Raw genomic sequence first — 17,279 nt, 5'->3', positions numbered from 1 at the left:
TCCTTAAGCGTATAACTGTTCTAGACGTTTATGGGCACGGGCAATCGCAGCTTCAACCTGTTTTGGTGAAGTTCCGCCAATATGATCACGTGCATTTACCGAAGCTTCTAGTGTCAAAGCTTTATCAAATACATCTGCTGTAATTAGGTCAGAGAATTGTTGTAATTGCTCAAGTGTGAGTTCAGATAAATCTTTTTCTTCAGCCACACCTAATGCAACAGCTTTACCCACAATTTCATGCGCATCACGGAACGCAACGCCTTTTTTCACTAAGTAGTCAGCAAGGTCTGTGGCAGTCGAGAACCCACGAAGTGCAGCTTCACGCATGATTTCAATATTTGGAACCAATGCAGGAATCATGTCTGCAAATGCCATGAGTGAACCACGAACCGTATCGATTGCATCAAATAAAGGTTCTTTATCTTCTTGGTTGTCTTTGTTGTACGCCAATGGCTGACCCTTCATGAGCGTAAGTAAGCTAATTAAATCACCAAACACACGGCCAGATTTACCACGGATGAGTTCTGGAACATCAGGGTTTTTCTTCTGTGGCATGATTGAAGAACCAGTACAGAAGCGATCAGGAATATTCACAAATTTAAACTGTGCAGAAGTCCAAAGAATAAGTTCTTCAGACATACGTGATAAGTGCATCATGATTAAAGATGCTGCTGCATTAAATTCGATGGCAAAATCACGGTCAGATACAGCATCGAGTGAGTTTTCAGATACAGCTTCGAAACCGAGTAATTCTGCTGTGTAAGCACGGTCAATCGGGTAAGTTGTACCAGCAAGCGCCGCAGAACCAAGTGGCATACGGTTTACACGTTTACGGCAGTCTTGAAGACGCTCAGTGTCACGAACCAACATTTCAAACCATGCCAATAAGTGATGGCCGAAAGTTACTGGTTGAGCTGTTTGCAAATGAGTGAAGCCAGGCATAATGGTGTTTACATTTTTGGCAGCCAAGCCCAACAAACCTTTTTGTAAACGCTCTAATAAGCCTAAAATATCATCAATTTCGTCGCGAAGATAAAGACGGATATCCGTTGCAACTTGGTCATTACGACTACGACCAGTGTGTAATTTTTTACCTGTAATGCCGATACGTTGAGTCAAACGTGATTCAATGTTCATGTGAACATCTTCAAGATCGATACGCCATTCAAAGTTTCCAGCTTCAATTTCTGCGCGAATGGTGCTTAAACCTTCAATAATGTCGTCTCGTTCTGCTTCTGTCAGTACGCCAACTTTCGCAAGCATGGTAGCATGCGCAATAGAACCAGCGATGTCTTGCTTATAAAAACGTTGGTCAAACTGAACAGAGGCAGTAAATTCTGCTACAAAAGCGTCTGTCGCTTCAGAAAAACGACCACCCCACATACCTGAGGTTTGGTTTGGGGCTGCTGAATTAGGGGGATTTGAAGATGTGGTCATGGTGGCTCAGTAAAATAAAAAAGAGTATATCACTTGCCGAAGCTCAACAAACAAAGTTGTTTTCTACAGCATATCGAAATCAAAATTCCTCCTATTTTTTTACGAAAATTGATCGTTGGCAACACTTATTAGAATTAATTATTGCAAGTAATGTTTTGGCATTGGTTCTGGCCTTGGCGGAAGCGCAGTCTTGGCACGCATTAAGTGGGTCACGCTTTTTACAATATATGATTTTTATTAACTGGGTGATTTTGTCTTTTTTTGCTTTAGTTGAATATTTTCAAAATTTTTTTAGTCAGCTTCAGCAAAAATATGCTTTGGCCATTGGTTTTGTCTTGTTGCAAGCGATTGTGGTGGCGACCACCATCATAACTAATTTTTTTCAATTCGGAATTTTGAAAAGGATGTCTGCTACAGGACAGGACTGGAGTATTTATTTTACTCATGTCCCATTATATTTAAGTTATGGAATATTACTTGGCGCATTTTGTTTGCGCTATTTATATGTTCGGGAACAATGGTTGCATCAACAATATGCAGAATTAAATGCTCGTATTCAGGCTATGCAAGCACGTATTCATCCTCATTTTTTATTTAATAGTTTAAATAATGTGGTGAGTTTAATTACGATAGACCCAGATAAAGCAGAAAGTATGCTGATTAGTCTGTCACGTTTATTTAGAGCGAGTTTTCAAGAATTAAAATTGGTAAGCTTGTATGAAGAAATTGAGCTTAGTAAACAATATTTAATAATTGAACAAATACGTTTAGGTGAGCGTTTACAAGTTGACTGGAAAATGGAAATTGAACCTTTGCAATTAAAGCAGGTCACGATTCCTTTATTGACATTACAACCTTTGTTAGAGAATAGTATTTTTCATGGGGTCGAACCAATGATAGGTAAAGCAACCATTGGGGTATTGGTTGAAATATTGCAAAATCAGGTCAGTATAGTCATTACCAACCCTTATACAGACGATACAATAAAATCACGGAAAGGGCATGGAATCGCTCTTGAAAATGTTAAGCAGCGCTTGAAGGCGTATTATGGGAACTCTGTTAGGTTCCAGGTGTATAAGGGTGAAACTTTATATACCACTATTATGAGCTATCACTACCAATCAAAATAATAAGTCAGTCAGAGTTAACCATAAAAAAATGGACCAAGTTAACGGTGACAAGGAGGATGAATGAAGGTGCTAATTTGTGATGACGAGCCACTTGCAGTGGAACGATTATCACGTTTAGTTTCAAAGATGGGACATGATGTTGTCGCAACAGCTCATCATGGCCAAGATGCCTTGGAACAGGCACGGCTTCATCAACCGGATGTGATTTTACTTGATATCCAAATGCCGGGTATGAATGGTCTCGTCTGTGCGGAGCAATTAAGTCAGCTTAATCCTCGACCTGCTATCGTATTTTGCACAGCCTATGATCAACATGCTCTAGAAGCATTTAAATCACAGGCGCAAGCTTATCTTCTTAAACCGATTGACCCTCAAGAACTTGAGCAGGTTTTTAAGCAATTAACTCAACTTACTCAAGCGCAGCTCAGTGCCTTACCTAATCCTACGCTTTTGCAGGATTTAAAAACGCAAAGACATCAAATTGCTGCTAAAACTTATCGCGGTGTTGAGCTGATTCCTGTTGAAAATATCTATTATTTTTTGGCAGATCAGAAATATGTCACGGTACGACATAAAAATGGCAGTGTCTTGATTGATGAAACGCTAAAAGAACTTGAAACTGAATTTGCAGATCAGTTTATTCGTATTCATCGAAATGCTTTGGTCTCAATTGCTTATTTAGATGGTTTAGAGCTTGTGAGTTCAGGTCAGTATCAGGTTCGATTACGTGGCTTGGATGAAAGACTTTCTGTAAGCCGCCGTCATTTATCTACCCTTAGAGAGCGAATACACCAACTTTAACGAGTCAGCATCCTATTTTGTCAGTGAGATTTTACTTGCAATTTTAAGGGATCAAGTTAAGTTTAGGGTGTATTGTTTGACCAGCCCATGCTTGAATTTATGAAAACCTTGAAAATTGCTACACGACAAAGCCCACTTGCTCTTTGGCAGGCAGAACATATTCGTGCCCGTTTACAGGAGCTTCACCCAGATTTAACGGTGGAGTTGGTTAAGTTTGTCACGCAGGGCGATAAAATTTTAGATACACCTTTAGCAAAAATTGGTGGTAAAGGGTTGTTCGTTAAAGAGTTGGAAGCAGCACTTTTAGATGGTCGTGCCGACCTTGCTGTACATTCAATGAAAGATGTTCCGATGGCATTACCGGAAGGTTTAACTTTAGCGGTCATTTGCGAACGTGAAGATCCTTTAGATGCTTTTGTTTCGAATCAATTTGAAAAATTTGCTGATTTGCCGCAAGGAGCAAAAGTTGGCACCTCAAGTTTACGTCGTAAATCACAAATTTTAAAACAACGTCCAGATCTACAAATTATTGATTTACGTGGAAATGTTGGAACTCGCCTAAGTAAGTTAGATGATGGTCAATACGATGCGATTATTTTGGCGAGTGCTGGTTTAAAACGTTTAGGATTAGAAGAACGCATTCGTCACTGTATCGAGCCAAGTGTAAGTTTGCCTGCGGTTGGGCAGGGCGCTCTTGGTTTAGAATGTCGTGCAGATGATCCAGACGTATTGGCTTTAATACAACCTCTTTTACATACAGAGACTGATGTTTGTGTGCGTGCTGAGCGTGCTTTTAATGCCTATCTTGAAGGTGGTTGTCAGGTACCGATTGCGGGCTATGCAACCTTACAAGATGGCAAAATTCATATTGAAGGTCGCGTCGGAAGTCCTGATGGGCAAACATTACTGCGTGCTGAACTCACAGATGAAGCACACAATGCTCAGCAATTAGGTGAAAACCTTGCTCGAAACTTACTTGAACAAGGTGCTGGCGATTTATTAAAGGCCCTTTACTAACGTTATGCTGTTTATTAATACTCGACCTGATTCACGTGCGGCTGAATTAACTCAAGCTTTGCAAAATAAGGGGTTTCAGGTCGAGTCTTTACCTCTTTTAGAGCTGGTTGCTGAACCTTTTTTAGAATCACTCGCTCAACTCTATCAGCAGTTATCTGGCGCACAAGCGATTGTAGTTGTGAGCCCCACTGCTGTTGATGTGGGGATGCAGTATTTAACACAAAGTGGTTTAAAGCTAGACGACTTAAAACATATTCAGTGGATTGCGGTCGGACAGGCAACGGCACATCGTCTTTATGAATATGGAGTTGAAGCACATGTTCCAGATGTTGAAACGTCTGAAGGAATGCTCAATCTTCCTATTCTTCATAATATGCGACAGACGGGTAGTGTGGCTTTTTGGAGAGGTGAAGGTGGCCGTCAATTTATGATGGAAACTTTGCAGCAGCAAGGCATTCAGATTTTGAATTTTGTCTTATATCATCGACAGTGCCCAGAAGTTTCATATTCAAAGTTCAAACATCTAACACAAAATTCAAATTATAATTTAGAAAAATGGCTTGTCTTAATTACCAGTGAGGCAAGCTGGAAATATTGGTTAGAGCTTTGTTTAAAAAATAATGTACAACCTGATTGTGTATATTTGGTTTTAGGGCCACGTCTTTTTCAACTTGTTAAAAAATATCGCGATCAACAACAGGCCTATTTTCACATTATTCAACTTGAAAATTTATCGCCTTCGGGGATGATTCATCACATTCAGGCATTATAAGGATTCGTATGAGAAAACTTGTTTCTATCATCATTTTGCTGAGCATCGCTTGGTTGGCTAAGCTCAGTTACGATATGTGGCAAATTTCTCGTACTGTTCCTGAGCTTCAGCAGAGCTTACTGCAATCGGAGCAGCAGTATGCCAATTTAAATGATCAATTGGTGGCATTAAAAAGACAAACACAGACTCAGTCGAGTAGTGACGTTCAAATAGCACCTTTAACAAATCATGAAATCATTCATACTGGTATTACGCCAACGGTAGTCATTAAGCAAAAATTAGATTTAATTCAGTTTGCGATAGATCAACAACAGTTTATTTATGCGGTAGATCATTTAACTCAGCTACAACAATCCTTGCCTCAATATGAAATTGCCCCGGCATTACAACACAGTTTAAATCAGGCGATTGAACAGGATAAACAGGCAATACAGCAATACGTAATTGCTCAAAATCAGCGTCATCAATTGATTGATGACTTACTGCAAACTATTGATAAGAATATTCAACAAGCATTAGCTCAACCTAAACTTGAAATGGATCAATCCGAGGCAGTGTCTTGGTGGAAAAAATGGTTCCGTATCGAAAAAATAGAAACGCCGTCTATTAATTTAATGAATCGAAGTGTTGTATTTAAAGAAGTGCAATTAAGACTCTTAATTGCTGAGCAGGCATTAAATCAAGGAAAGATGGCAGAGTACCAAAATGAGCTGCAATCAGTAATGCAAAAACTAAATGAACTACCAGACGCCACCAGTCAACAATTGAAAAACCGTATTGCTAAAGTGGCTCACTTATCTATCGTGCCTGTGCCTAAATTATCAACTCTTGGTCTATTAGGCTCATAAGGAGGACATATGAAACATCTCCTATGGGTTTACCTGCTCATTAGCTTAGTACTTTTTGCGGCTTTAGCTTTATTGAGTTATGGCTACGGCATGGGTTACGTCTATATCTACTGGCGTCAATTGCAACTGCAAACAAATGTGTGGGGCTTAGTCCTTACCTTTGTTGTGATGAGTTTTATTGCTCAGTTAATATGGCTTTGGATTAAACGTTATTCCTCGCGTGAACAGAGGAAAAGAGAAAATATTTTTCAATTTAAAAATCTTCATCCTTATGAGCAATTAGGTATTGTCTGGCTATTAGAGGCGGCCGAAGACCAACGGGTATTTATCGAACGCGTTTTTACTCAGTCGGGCCTTTTAAAAAATATTATTGATGCCAAGTTTTTAGTTTTAAGTGGAGATTATCAAAAAGCATTAGATGCTTTAGATCAATCCCCACCAATGGCTTTTGAATTAGCCGAGTTGCAGCGTATTGAAATATTTCTAGCTCAAAATGAAGCTGAACGTGCATTAACTCATCTTGAGTTTCTATATCAACATCAATTATCACCTTGGCTTGAAGAGATCGAGACTGCATATCAACAACGATTAACTGCGTTATGGGGGGAGCTTGCTTTACAGCAACCATGGGTATATTTGCGTTCAATGAAGTATGGATTATTGGATGCTGAGCATCGTGATTTATGGTTGCAACAGCTTCTTCAACAATTCGATCAAGCTTCGGTAGACGATTTACATGCACTGCAACAGCGCTATTTAGATTTAGAGTCTGAAATTCAAACCAGACCTTATAGTAGTAAATTGCTATGGCTAAAACTTTTGGCACGTATGCCAGAAATGAGTATTCAGCATGAAGCATTAACCTTGCATTTACTCAAAGAGCAATTTGATCCAGACGTATTTTACTTATGGTTTCAGCAACAATTGCTTAAGCAGGTTCCTGACTATGCAGATGTTGAGGAAAAGATTAATCAATTCGAATCTCAATATATGAATTTGCCGGTTTTAACATTTGCAAAATGGCATGTTTACAAGGCAACGGAGCGTCAAGCTGAAGCAGAAATATTATTAAGTTTATACCCAGATAATATTTTAATGAGCTATTTACGTATTAAATCAACCTTAAAAGAAGATGATGAGTTAATCAAACAGTTAAACCTAATCTTTGAAAATGATGCGAATTTTTTAAAATTTAAAATATGAGGTAAAAATGAAAGAACTGTCTGTCTACCCTGTAATATACGACCAGAAAGTAGCATGGGGAGATATGGATGCTTTTGGTCATGTCAATAATGTACAATATTATAGATATATTGAAAGCTCACGTATTTTATATATGGAAAATGTAAATATATTGACCCCAAATATATATACTGTTGTTGCTTCAAGTCAGTGCAAATATTTAAAACCTGTGTTTTATCCAGATGTATTGAAAGTAGGGGTTCGTGTAGAAGAGATGCGCAATAGCGCATTCCGTATGGCTTATATATTATGGAGTGAAACGCAGCAGCAAATCGTTGCTACAGCTGAAGCAGTAATGGTTTGTGTAGATAAATCTACAGGTTTAAAATGTGAAATACCAAATGAAGTAAAAAGTAAAATTATTGAATTAGAAAAATCAGTAGGACATGACTTAATACATTTAGCTTAAATAAATATTAAGAAAATATATTTCAATTATAATTATTAATGTAATTAAAAAGTAAATTTATAGCATTATTCTGACGAACTCGTCTTTCAAACTATTGCTTATTGAATAGATTATAAATACTATTGGTTATGATTTAATGTTTTTAAATTTTGTCTGTATTATTTGAATTGTCTGTAAGACTGGAGTATTTATTAATGAAACCGGATATTAGTGAATTATCTGTTGAAGAGTTAAAACGCTTACAAGAAGAAGCAGAAGCTTTAATTGCAAGCAAAAAAGATCAAGCAATTGAAGATGCATATAATCAAATTATCGAGATTGCTGAAAATGTAGGTTTTAGTGTTGAACAACTTCTTGAGTTTGGTGCTCAAAAACGTAAGAAAACAACACGTAAATCTGTAGAGCCACGCTACCGTAACAAAAACAACTCTGAAGAGACTTGGACTGGTCGCGGTAAACAACCACGCTGGTTAGTTGCTGAAATCGAAAAGGGTGCAAAACTTGAAGATTTCTTAATCTAATTGTATTGCTTCTTAAAAAGCCAAGCGATTTAGCTTGGCTTTTTTATTTTAAAAAGAATTAAAACTTTTATTTAAAAAATAAAGTATTCAATAAAGTGTTTAAATTCCTGAATAAATACATTGTTGAGACTAAATTTGCATTTAGTGAGATCAATCGTCAATTTTCATGATTTTGTCATACGTACAACTTATAGTCTTTAAGAAGACGCCAAGCCTGATTGCTTGGTTTTTTTATATGAAGTGAATTGGCGATGTTGAAAAAGTATGCATAATGTCAGACTAGAGAGGAACTCTCATATAAGGACGATAATTTGCATGTTGGTAAGGCTGAATGAAGAAAAAGTCTAAGCAATGGAAGTGGTGGTTTTTTGCCCTCATTGCATTTTTAATTTTTATTATTTTACAGATTCCGGCGACTTGGCTTATCTCTAAATTTTCAAAAAATAATCAAACTGTCCATAATGTAAGTGGCAACATCTGGCAGGGGCAAGCAGACTGGCATCGTGGTGCTTTACGGGGAACCATTCACTGGAAAACGAGACCTCTAGATTTACTTTTATTACGCTTTGCTGCAGATGTTGATATTCATAGCGGTAATACACAATTAGCGGGAATCATGGCATATGGTTTTGGCAAAAAAGTAATTGTACGAAATATGAATGGTCAAGTTGCTCCAGAAACACTGAAGCAGATTGTGAACTGGCAATGGCCTGTAAATAGTATTCAACTTAAAGATATCCAATTTAATTATAAAAAAGAGCAAGGCTTTGCAGCGGTTGATGGACAGTTGCATTGGGGTGGTGGAGCGCTAGTTTATAATATTGGTGATCGTCAAGATCGTATGAACATGCCTTCTTTAAGTGGGCAGTTGGCTGACCACAATGGACAGCTACAAGTTGACATCCGTGATCAGCGAAATCAAAAAATGGCGAATCTTTTACTTGATGCCAATATGATGCTTGATGTTCAACTCACGCAGCGTTTATTGCTTAACGTTCCATCTTATGACGGAAAAGCTGGTTTAGACACTTTTGTCATTAGTTCTCGCCAACCATTACTACAAGGTGGTAACTAATGAAAGCATGGCTTGATAAATTACAGCAATTACAATGGCAAAAGCTAGATCGACTTAGTGTAGTCGTCTTAGCCATTTTAATTTTATGGTTGTGTTGGAAATTGGCTTCATTTTTTTGGTTGGTGATTGCTCCTCCACAAATGATGCAGTTTGATCGGGTAGAGCTCGGTTCTCAGCAGGCACAAATACCAAACATTAGTACTTTTTCACTTTTTAATGAACCTTCTGCCAATGCGGCTCAGGAAAGTGTGAATCTAGAATTACAAGGCGTAATGGTGGGTTATCCAAACCGCTTCTCTTCGGCTGTTATTAAAGTTGATAATATTGCTGAGCGTTATCGGGTTGGTGAAACCATTGGTTCTACTTCTTATCAACTGGCAGAAGTTTATTGGGATCATGTGGTGTTACGTCAAGGAAATGGCAGTACCCGCGAACTTGAGTTTAAAGGTTTGCCAAATGGTTTATATCAACCGATGACGCCAGATGCTTCACAACAACAACCTACTACACCTTCTCAACCTGCGGCACCTGTAAATACGACTCAACAAGCCCTAGGGCAAGCGATTCAGCAGATGCAAGGTAACCGAGAGCAGTACCTCAAAGATATGGGGGTCAGTGGCAACTCAAGTGAAGGTTATGAAGTTACAGAACGTACACCGACTGCGCTTAGAAATAAGTTAGGTTTAAGACCTGGCGATCGAATTGTCTCTTTAAATGGTCAAACGGTTGGGCAGGGGCAAACGGATGTGCAATTACTTGAACAAGCTCGTCGAGCAGGGCAAGTAAAAATAGAAATAAAACGTGGTGATCAAGTGATGACCATACAACAAAATTTTTAGTGATAACACGTCACCATAAGAGTTAGGAAATATCGCGAGTTATGGCTTTATTGAATCATCAACGTCCACTTTGGGCATTACTTGCAGCAGCCCCATTGATTGCGACAGTGAGTAGCAGTGCCTATGCCCAAACATGGAAGATCAATTTACGTGATGCTGACTTAACTGCCTTTATTAATGAAGTTGCAGACATTACAGGAAAGAACTTCGCTGTAGATCCAAGAGTACGTGGTAATGTCACGGTTATTTCTAATAAGCCATTAAATAAAGATGAAGTTTATGACCTATTTCTTGGGGTTTTAAATGTAAATGGGGTTGTTGCAATTCCTTCTGGTAATACGATTAAGCTTGTGCCGGATAGCAACGTTAAAAACTCAGGAATTCCTTATGATGCTAGAAATAGAGTTCGTGGAGATCAAATCGTTACACGAGTGATTTGGCTTGAAAATACTAATCCAAATGACTTAATTCCAGCACTTCGCCCTTTAATGCCTCAGTTTGCGCATATGGCTGCGATTGCAGGGACCAATGCACTGATTGTTTCGGACCGTGCCGCAAATATCTATCAGCTTGAAAATATTATTCGTAACTTAGACGGGACTGGGCAAAACGATATTGAAGCGATCAATCTTCAGTCGAGCCAAGCAGAAGAAATCATCACACAACTTGAAGCAATGAGTGCAACAGGTGCATCTAAAGATTTTAGCGGTGCTCGTATTCGTATTATTGCAGACAATCGAACAAACCGTATTTTAGTAAAAGGTGATCCAGAAACACGTAAGCGCATTCGCCACATGATTGAAATGCTGGATGTGCCTTCTGCTGATCGTTTGGGTGGCTTAAAAGTTTTTAGACTAAAATATGCAAGTGCTAAAAATTTATCAGAAATTTTACAAGGACTAGTCACTGGTCAAGCAGTATCTTCTTCTGGCAACAATAAGAACTCATCTAATTCATCAAATTCGATTAATGGTTTGATTGGGAATAACCAAAACTCTAGTTCAAACACGTCGGGTTCAAATGGTAGTTCAATATCTACCCCATCAATCAATCTAAATGGTAATTCAAACAATAGTAATCAGAACAATATCACCAGCTTTAACCAAAATGGTGTAAGTATCATTGCAGATAATGCTCAGAACTCATTGGTGGTTAAAGCTGATCCCCAATTAATGCGTGAAATTGAATCTGCAATTCAACAACTAGACGTCCGTCGTCAACAAGTACTCATCGAGGCCGCAATTATTGAAGTCTCTGGAGATGATGCAGATCAACTTGGAATTCAATGGGCGCTCGGCGATTTATCTAGTGGAATTGGTTTACTTAGCTTTAGTAATGTAGGGGCGAGTTTATCTTCTATTGCTGCTGGTTATTTATCGGGTGGTACGGCTGGAGCTGCATCTGCTATCGCTAATGGAGCTAATAAAGGTAATGGTGCAACTTTAGGATTGGGTAATTTTGATAACTCTCGTAAGGCGTATGGTGCATTAATTCAAGCTCTCAAAACCAATACAAAATCAAACTTACTTTCAACGCCATCCATTGTAACGATGGATAATGAAGAAGCTTATATTGTTGTAGGTCAAAACGTTCCATTTGTCACAGGATCAGTCACTACCAATAGTACGGGTATTAATCCATACACTACTGTGGAACGCAAAGACGTCGGCGTAACATTAAAAGTTATTCCACATATTGGTGAAGGCGGTACAGTGCGTCTGGAAGTAGAGCAAGAGGTCTCTGCTGTTCAGGATAGTCGTGGGCAAGCTGCTGACTTGGTGACAAGTAAACGTGCTATTAAAACAGCTGTTTTGGCCGAACATGGGCAGACTGTAGTGCTGGGTGGTTTGGTATCAGATGACACATCACTTTCAAGACAAGGTATACCAGGATTGAGTAGTATCCCTTATGTTGGGCGATTATTCCGATCGGATAATAGAAGTAATGTAAAACGTAATCTACTTGTCTTTATTCATCCAACAATTGTAGGCGACGCGAATGATGTTCGCCGTTTATCTCAGCAGCGCTATAATCAGCTTTATAGCTTGCAATTGGCTATGGATAAAAATGGTAATTTTGCAAAATTACCTGAGCAGGTTGATGATGTTTACAATCAAAAAATGACACCTCCAAGTATTGGAACTCAATCCAAAAATTATCAACAGGTTCCATCAGGTGGAAAAAGCACGACCATAACCACACCTGTGGCGGTAGAGCCTGCTGTTCAGAAACAGACCTTGCAGTTACCTGATCCAGAAGTGAATCGAACTAAAAATACAGTAACAACAACGACACTGCGTCCAAGCACGGCACCGTAGTAGCATGTTATGATTGATAAAAAATGAATAGGACATAGGCATGACTTGGAAACTGCAAGCAATTACTGGTGAATTTACTGGTCAAGAAATTAGTATTGATCGTGATATGTTGGTGGGACGTCATCAAGATGCTGATTTGCTATTACAGGCCGCTGAAATTTCGCGTCGCCATGCGGCATTGCTTTTAAAGGACCAATTGTTATGGGTGCAAGACCTTAATTCATCAAATGGTACATTTGTAAACGATATTCGTATTGAGCAAGAAAAGCAGCTGCATGATGGTGATATTGTTCAATTTGCAAGTTTTAAATTTTCAGTACTAGCGCCTGCTCAAGAAAATAATGATTTACCTGAAATTGAAGCAGAGCCAGTACAAGCTGCACCGGCACAAGATTTAAGTGATCAAGGCATGCCAAGCCTTGCAGAGCGTGCTGCAGAGGTGGAAGTTCGCCACGATGGTATGCCGCAGAATATTTCTATTCCAAAACCTGCACCGATTCCTGAAGGAGTGAATATTCATGCTCAGCCTGAGCAAACTCCGGTTGCTATTGAAGAACCTGTTTCTCGTGTAGCTGAAGAAAAAGAGCAGCAAAAGAATGCATCTATTGGTTTAATTACTATTATTATTTTAGTGATTTTGGCTGTATTGGCATGGTTATTCTTTAAATAATTCGTTGGTGCTTTTACAATCAAGGCATGCTAAACGCATGCCTTTTTAATTTTGAGTAGAAGAAAATGTCTGTTGCACAACTAAGTAAGCGCGATTTAATTTTATTTGACCTAGATGGAACCTTGGTTGATTCTGCTGCCGATTTATATCGGTCTATGAACTTAAGTCTGCAATCACTTAGTTGGCCATTGGTAACAGAAGCACAAATACGGGAATGGGTAGGTAAAGGAGCTTCAAAACTTTGTGAAAGTGTTCTGCTTCATATATTTGGAAAATTGGATGCTGAACAACATCAGGTTTTATTGCAAAAGTTTGTAGACATATATGGTGCAGAGCTGTGTGTAAATACTCAAATTTACCCTGGCGTACCTGAATTTTTAAAACATTGCCAAACTTTGAATATAAAAATGGCATGTGTTACCAATAAGCCTGTCAAGCTTGCTCAAGGGTTACTAGATGCATTAGAACTTTCTCCTTATTTCCAAGTTGTACTTGGAGGAGATAGCTTACCTGAAAGAAAACCACACCCACTGCCATTATTACATTGCATGGAAAGCCTAAAAACATCTGCTTCACAGTCCTTAATGATTGGTGACTCAAGTAATGATATTGAAGCTGCTCGCCGTGCCGGAATTGATTGTATTGTGGTTAGCTATGGCTATAATCATGGAGAAAATATCTATGATTGCCAACCTCAGCAAGTTGTTGATAGTCTTGCTGAGTTAATTGTCTAATGAAGAAAATGGAGATAAGAATGAATAAGCGTATGGTTTTTCGATGGCGTGTCTAACTCGAATCTAGAAAAACACACTTTTAAATCGAAACCATATTAGAGAAGATTCATGACAACATTAGCGCAATTTGAGCAACTTAAAACTGCTGGTTACAATACTATTCCAGTCTATCGTCAACGATTGGCAGATACTGAAACTCCATTATCGGTTTTTGCCCGCTTTAAAGATCAAACACAAGCTTACTTGTTTGAATCAGTTGAAGGTGGAGAGAACTGGGCTCGCTATTCTATGATTGGATTGGGTGAATCAACAGTTTTTTCCTGCAATGCTGGTGTTTTATCTATACAGCATGCTGATGGATCAATCACACAACAAGATTGTCTAGATCCATTTCAATACATTCGTGAATTCCAAAAACAATTTAAAGTACCCCCAGCCGATCTATTACCAGATTTACCAAGCTTTACAGGCGGATTAGTAGGTTATTTGGGCTATGACGCAGTCCGTTATATCGAGCCACGTTTAAAGAATGTTCCTACAGCCGATCCAATTACGCTTCCAGATTTATGGTTGATGCTTTCAAAGACGGTTATTGTTTTTGACAATCTTAAAGATACGTTATTTTTAATTGTTCATGCGGATGCAGAGCAGAGTAACGCCTATAATGATGCTCAACAAAAATTAGATCAATTAGAACAACTGTTGGCAACACCAGTTAGTTTGCAAGCGAAGCCGCATACACCTCCACTTTTTGAATCGATCACTGGTAAAGCAAAATTTTTAGAGACAGTAGAAAAAGTTAAAGAATACATTCGTGCTGGCGATGTGATGCAGGTTGTTCCAGGGCAACGCATGGTTTCCGAATTTGATGGAGAAGCTTTACAGGTTTACCGTGCATTACGTCATCTAAATCCTTCACCTTATCTATTTTTAGTTCAAGGCCAAACGATTACTGATAAAAAACCATTTCATATAGTAGGTTCTTCCCCAGAAATTTTATCTCGTTTAGAAAATGGTATTGCTACGGTTCGGCCGTTAGCGGGAACCAGACCACGCGGTAAAACTAAAGAAGAAGATATTGCACTAGAAAAAGATTTGCTTTCTGACGAAAAAGAGATTGCTGAACATTTGATGCTGATTGACCTTGGTCGAAATGATGTAGGGCGTGTATCAAAAATTGGTAAGGTCCAAGTAACGGATCAAATGGTAATTGAGCGCTATTCACATGTCATGCATATTGTTTCAAATGTGCAAGGTGAAGTGCGTGATGATATCGATGCACTTGATGTATTTAAGGCAACCTTCCCGGCAGGAACCTTATCCGGTGCCCCAAAAATACGCGCAATGGAAATTATTGATGAAGTAGAGCCCGTAAAACGAGGTGTCTTTGGTGGAGCAGTGGGATATTTAGGTTGGCATGGTGAAATGGATATGTCGATTGCAATCCGTACTTGTGTTATCCGTGATAAAAAAGTGTATGTGCAAGCTGGAGCAGGGCTTGTTGCTGACTCAAATCCAGAATCTGAGTGGAATGAAACCCAAATAAAAGCTCGCGCAGTGATCAAAGCGGTTGAATTATCATCAAACGGATTGATTTTATGAGTTTTTAGCGGTTTTTTTTAAAAAACCGCTTGCATCGTTTGGAAGTTTTGCTAAACTGCACACCGTTCCGATACGAAACGTACGAAACACTAAGAAACGCCGGCATAGCTCAGTTGGTAGAGCAACTGACTTGTAATCAGTAGGTCCACAGTTCGAATCCGTGTGCCGGCACCATTTTAAAGTGTTAAGTTGAATGAGTAAAGAACAGCACTGTAGATAAGTGCGATATTGGTGAGATTCCCGAGCGGCCAAAGGGGGCAGACTGTAACTCTGTTGCGAAAGCTTCGAAGGTTCGAATCCTTCTCTCACCACCATCCTAAACTTCGAATGAAGTGGTTATTACCAACGTTGCGGGAGTAGCTCAGTTGGTAGAGCGGCAGCCTTCCAAGCTGCATGTCGCGAGTTCGATCCTCGTCTCCCGCTCCATCGAAGGATAGTCGCTCTTATAGCTCAGTGGTAGAGCACTCCCTTGGTAAGGGAGAGGTCTCGAGTTCAAATCTCGATAAGAGCTCCAGATATTAAAGTTTGAGTGGATTTCCACAAAGTTTTCAGAAAGCAGGCTATATAGTCTGCTTTTCAAGTATTGGGTGTCTGTTTTTTAGGCGATATGTCGATAAGCTGAGTTAGTTCAGCGCCATTTGTAGTTGGTTCGACGTAAACGAGGAAGATCATCATGGCTAAAGCCAAGTTTGAACGTAATAAACCACACGTAAACGTGGGTACAATCGGTCACGTTGACCATGGTAAAACAACTTTAACTGCTGCGATTGCAACTATTTGTGCAAAAACTTACGGCGGTGAAGCGAAAGATTACTCGCAAATCGACTCAGCACCTGAAGAAAAAGCACGTGGTATTACAATTAATACTTCACACGTAGAATACGATTCTCCAATTCGTCACTACGCACACGTTGACTGCCCGGGCCACGCCGATTACGTTAAAAACATGATCACTGGTGCTGCTCAGATGGACGGCGCGATCCTTGTGTGTGCTGCGACTGACGGTCCAATGCCACAAACTCGTGAACACATCCTTCTTTCTCGTCAGGTTGGTGTACCTTACATCATCGTATTCTTGAACAAATGCGACCTTGTTGACGACGAAGAATTACTTGAATTAGTAGAAATGGAAGTTCGTGAACTTCTTTCTACTTACGACTTCCCAGGTGATGACACTCCAGTAATCCGTGGTTCAGCTCTTGCTGCTCTTAACGGTGAAGCAGGTCCTTACGGTGAAGAATCAGTTCTTGCTCTTGTAGCAGCTCTTGACTCTTATATCCCAGAACCAGAACGTGCTATCGACAAAGCATTCTTAATGCCAATCGAAGACGTATTCTCAATTTCTGGTCGTGGTACAGTAGTAACAGGCCGTGTAGAATCTGGTATCGTTAAAGTTGGTGAAGAAGTAGAGATCGTTGGTATTAAAGATACAGTTAAAACAACTGTAACTGGCGTAGAAATGTTCCGTAAACTTCTTGACGAAGGCCGTGCAGGCGAGAACTGTGGTGTATTACTTCGTGGTACTAAGCGTGAAGACGTACAACGTGGTCAAGTACTTGCTAAACCAGGTACAATCAAGCCGCACACTAAATTCGACGCAGAAGTATACGTACTTTCTAAAGAAGAAGGTGGTCGTCACACTCCATTCTTAAATGGTTACCGTCCACAGTTCTACTTCCGTACAACTGACGTAACTGGTGCGATCCAGTTGAAAGAAGGCGTTGAAATGGTAATGCCAGGTGACAACGTTGAAATGTCAGTAGAATTAATCCACCCAATCGCAATGGACCCAGGTCTACGTTTTGCGATCCGTGAAGGTGGTCGTACTGTAGGTGCTGGTGTTGTTGCGAAAGTAACTGCATAA

At 39.4% G+C, this 17,279-nt stretch carries 16 protein-coding genes and 4 tRNA genes; 19 read left to right on the top strand and 1 reads right to left on the bottom strand.

Annotated features, from left to right (window positions below; all coding sequences use genetic code 11):
- Positions 1-3: 3 nt before the first annotated feature.
- Complete coding sequence (argH, locus tag J582_RS09955; RefSeq protein WP_006581161.1) at positions 4-1,437, bottom strand: argininosuccinate lyase; 1,434 nt, start codon at positions 1,435-1,437, stop codon at positions 4-6.
- On the opposite strand from argH, the gene J582_RS09950 reads away from it, so the two are divergent.
- The 19 genes from J582_RS09950 to tuf all read left to right on the top strand — a co-directional run bounded on the left by J582_RS09950 (position 1,428) and on the right by tuf (position 17,279).
- The gene (locus J582_RS09950) at positions 1,428-2,567 is read left to right on the top strand and encodes a sensor histidine kinase (protein WP_006581160.1); all 1,140 of its coding nucleotides are present in this window, start codon (positions 1,428-1,430) and stop codon (positions 2,565-2,567) included. The genes argH and J582_RS09950 overlap by 10 nt on opposite strands.
- Before the next feature lie 60 nt (positions 2,568-2,627).
- Positions 2,628-3,368 (top strand): LytR/AlgR family response regulator transcription factor, encoded by a 741-nt coding sequence (locus J582_RS09945; protein ID WP_004710910.1) that lies wholly within the window; start codon positions 2,628-2,630, stop codon positions 3,366-3,368.
- A gap of 99 nt (positions 3,369-3,467) precedes the next feature.
- Positions 3,468-4,385: a hydroxymethylbilane synthase gene (gene hemC / locus J582_RS09940; protein ID WP_031982156.1), complete on the top strand. Its 918-nt coding sequence runs from the start codon at positions 3,468-3,470 to the stop codon at positions 4,383-4,385.
- 4 nt (positions 4,386-4,389) lie between these two features.
- Complete coding sequence (locus J582_RS09935; protein ID WP_031952237.1) at positions 4,390-5,157, top strand: uroporphyrinogen-III synthase; 768 nt, start codon at positions 4,390-4,392, stop codon at positions 5,155-5,157.
- Positions 5,158-5,165: 8 nt separating this feature from the next.
- The gene (locus J582_RS09930) at positions 5,166-6,005 is read left to right on the top strand and encodes a hypothetical protein (protein WP_031982155.1); all 840 of its coding nucleotides are present in this window, start codon (positions 5,166-5,168) and stop codon (positions 6,003-6,005) included.
- 9 nt (positions 6,006-6,014) lie between these two features.
- On the top strand, positions 6,015-7,208 hold the full coding sequence (locus J582_RS09925) for a hypothetical protein (protein ID WP_031952241.1): 1,194 nt from the start codon (positions 6,015-6,017) through the stop codon (positions 7,206-7,208).
- Between the two features lie 7 nt (positions 7,209-7,215).
- Entirely contained in the window at positions 7,216-7,656 is a 441-nt protein-coding gene (locus J582_RS09920; protein WP_004710900.1) for an acyl-CoA thioesterase, read from the top strand.
- Positions 7,657-7,850: 194 nt separating this feature from the next.
- Positions 7,851-8,177 carry an H-NS family nucleoid-associated regulatory protein gene (locus J582_RS09915; protein ID WP_002053185.1) on the top strand — a complete coding sequence of 109 codons (327 nt, stop codon included), beginning with the start codon at positions 7,851-7,853 and terminating at the stop codon, positions 8,175-8,177.
- Between the two features lie 331 nt (positions 8,178-8,508).
- Positions 8,509-9,252 (top strand): type II secretion system protein N, encoded by a 744-nt coding sequence (gspN, locus tag J582_RS09910; protein ID WP_004710896.1) that lies wholly within the window; start codon positions 8,509-8,511, stop codon positions 9,250-9,252.
- Positions 9,252-10,091 (top strand): type II secretion system protein N, encoded by an 840-nt coding sequence (locus tag J582_RS09905; protein WP_002053163.1) that lies wholly within the window; start codon positions 9,252-9,254, stop codon positions 10,089-10,091. The genes gspN and J582_RS09905 overlap by 1 nt, the downstream gene beginning before the upstream one ends.
- Before the next feature lie 41 nt (positions 10,092-10,132).
- Entirely contained in the window at positions 10,133-12,409 is a 2,277-nt protein-coding gene (gene gspD / locus J582_RS09900) for a type II secretion system secretin GspD (RefSeq protein ID WP_002053167.1), read from the top strand.
- Positions 12,410-12,449: 40 nt separating this feature from the next.
- Positions 12,450-13,079, top strand: coding sequence for an FHA domain-containing protein (locus J582_RS09895; protein WP_031982153.1), 630 nt, complete (start codon positions 12,450-12,452; stop codon positions 13,077-13,079).
- A 65-nt stretch (positions 13,080-13,144) separates the two neighbouring features.
- Entirely contained in the window at positions 13,145-13,813 is a 669-nt protein-coding gene (locus tag J582_RS09890; protein ID WP_002053177.1) for a phosphoglycolate phosphatase, read from the top strand.
- 108 nt (positions 13,814-13,921) lie between these two features.
- Complete coding sequence (trpE, locus tag J582_RS09885; protein WP_031982151.1) at positions 13,922-15,415, top strand: anthranilate synthase component I; 1,494 nt, start codon at positions 13,922-13,924, stop codon at positions 15,413-15,415.
- A 98-nt stretch (positions 15,416-15,513) separates the two neighbouring features.
- Positions 15,514-15,589 (top strand) — tRNA-Thr (locus J582_RS09880).
- 56 nt (positions 15,590-15,645) lie between these two features.
- Positions 15,646-15,729: transfer RNA gene (locus J582_RS09875), tRNA-Tyr, on the top strand.
- Positions 15,730-15,765: 36 nt separating this feature from the next.
- Positions 15,766-15,841 (top strand) — tRNA-Gly (locus tag J582_RS09870).
- A gap of 13 nt (positions 15,842-15,854) precedes the next feature.
- A tRNA-Thr gene (locus J582_RS09865) sits at positions 15,855-15,929 on the top strand.
- A 159-nt stretch (positions 15,930-16,088) separates the two neighbouring features.
- On the top strand, positions 16,089-17,279 hold the full coding sequence (gene tuf / locus J582_RS09860) for an elongation factor Tu (protein WP_002157016.1): 1,191 nt from the start codon (positions 16,089-16,091) through the stop codon (positions 17,277-17,279).

The sequence above is a fragment of the Acinetobacter sp. 1566109 genome, assembly GCF_000582255.1.
Lineage (GTDB): Bacteria > Pseudomonadota > Gammaproteobacteria > Pseudomonadales > Moraxellaceae > Acinetobacter > Acinetobacter nosocomialis.
Note: the sequence above shows the minus strand (reverse complement) of the source record. Positions and strands in the feature narration are given on the sequence as shown.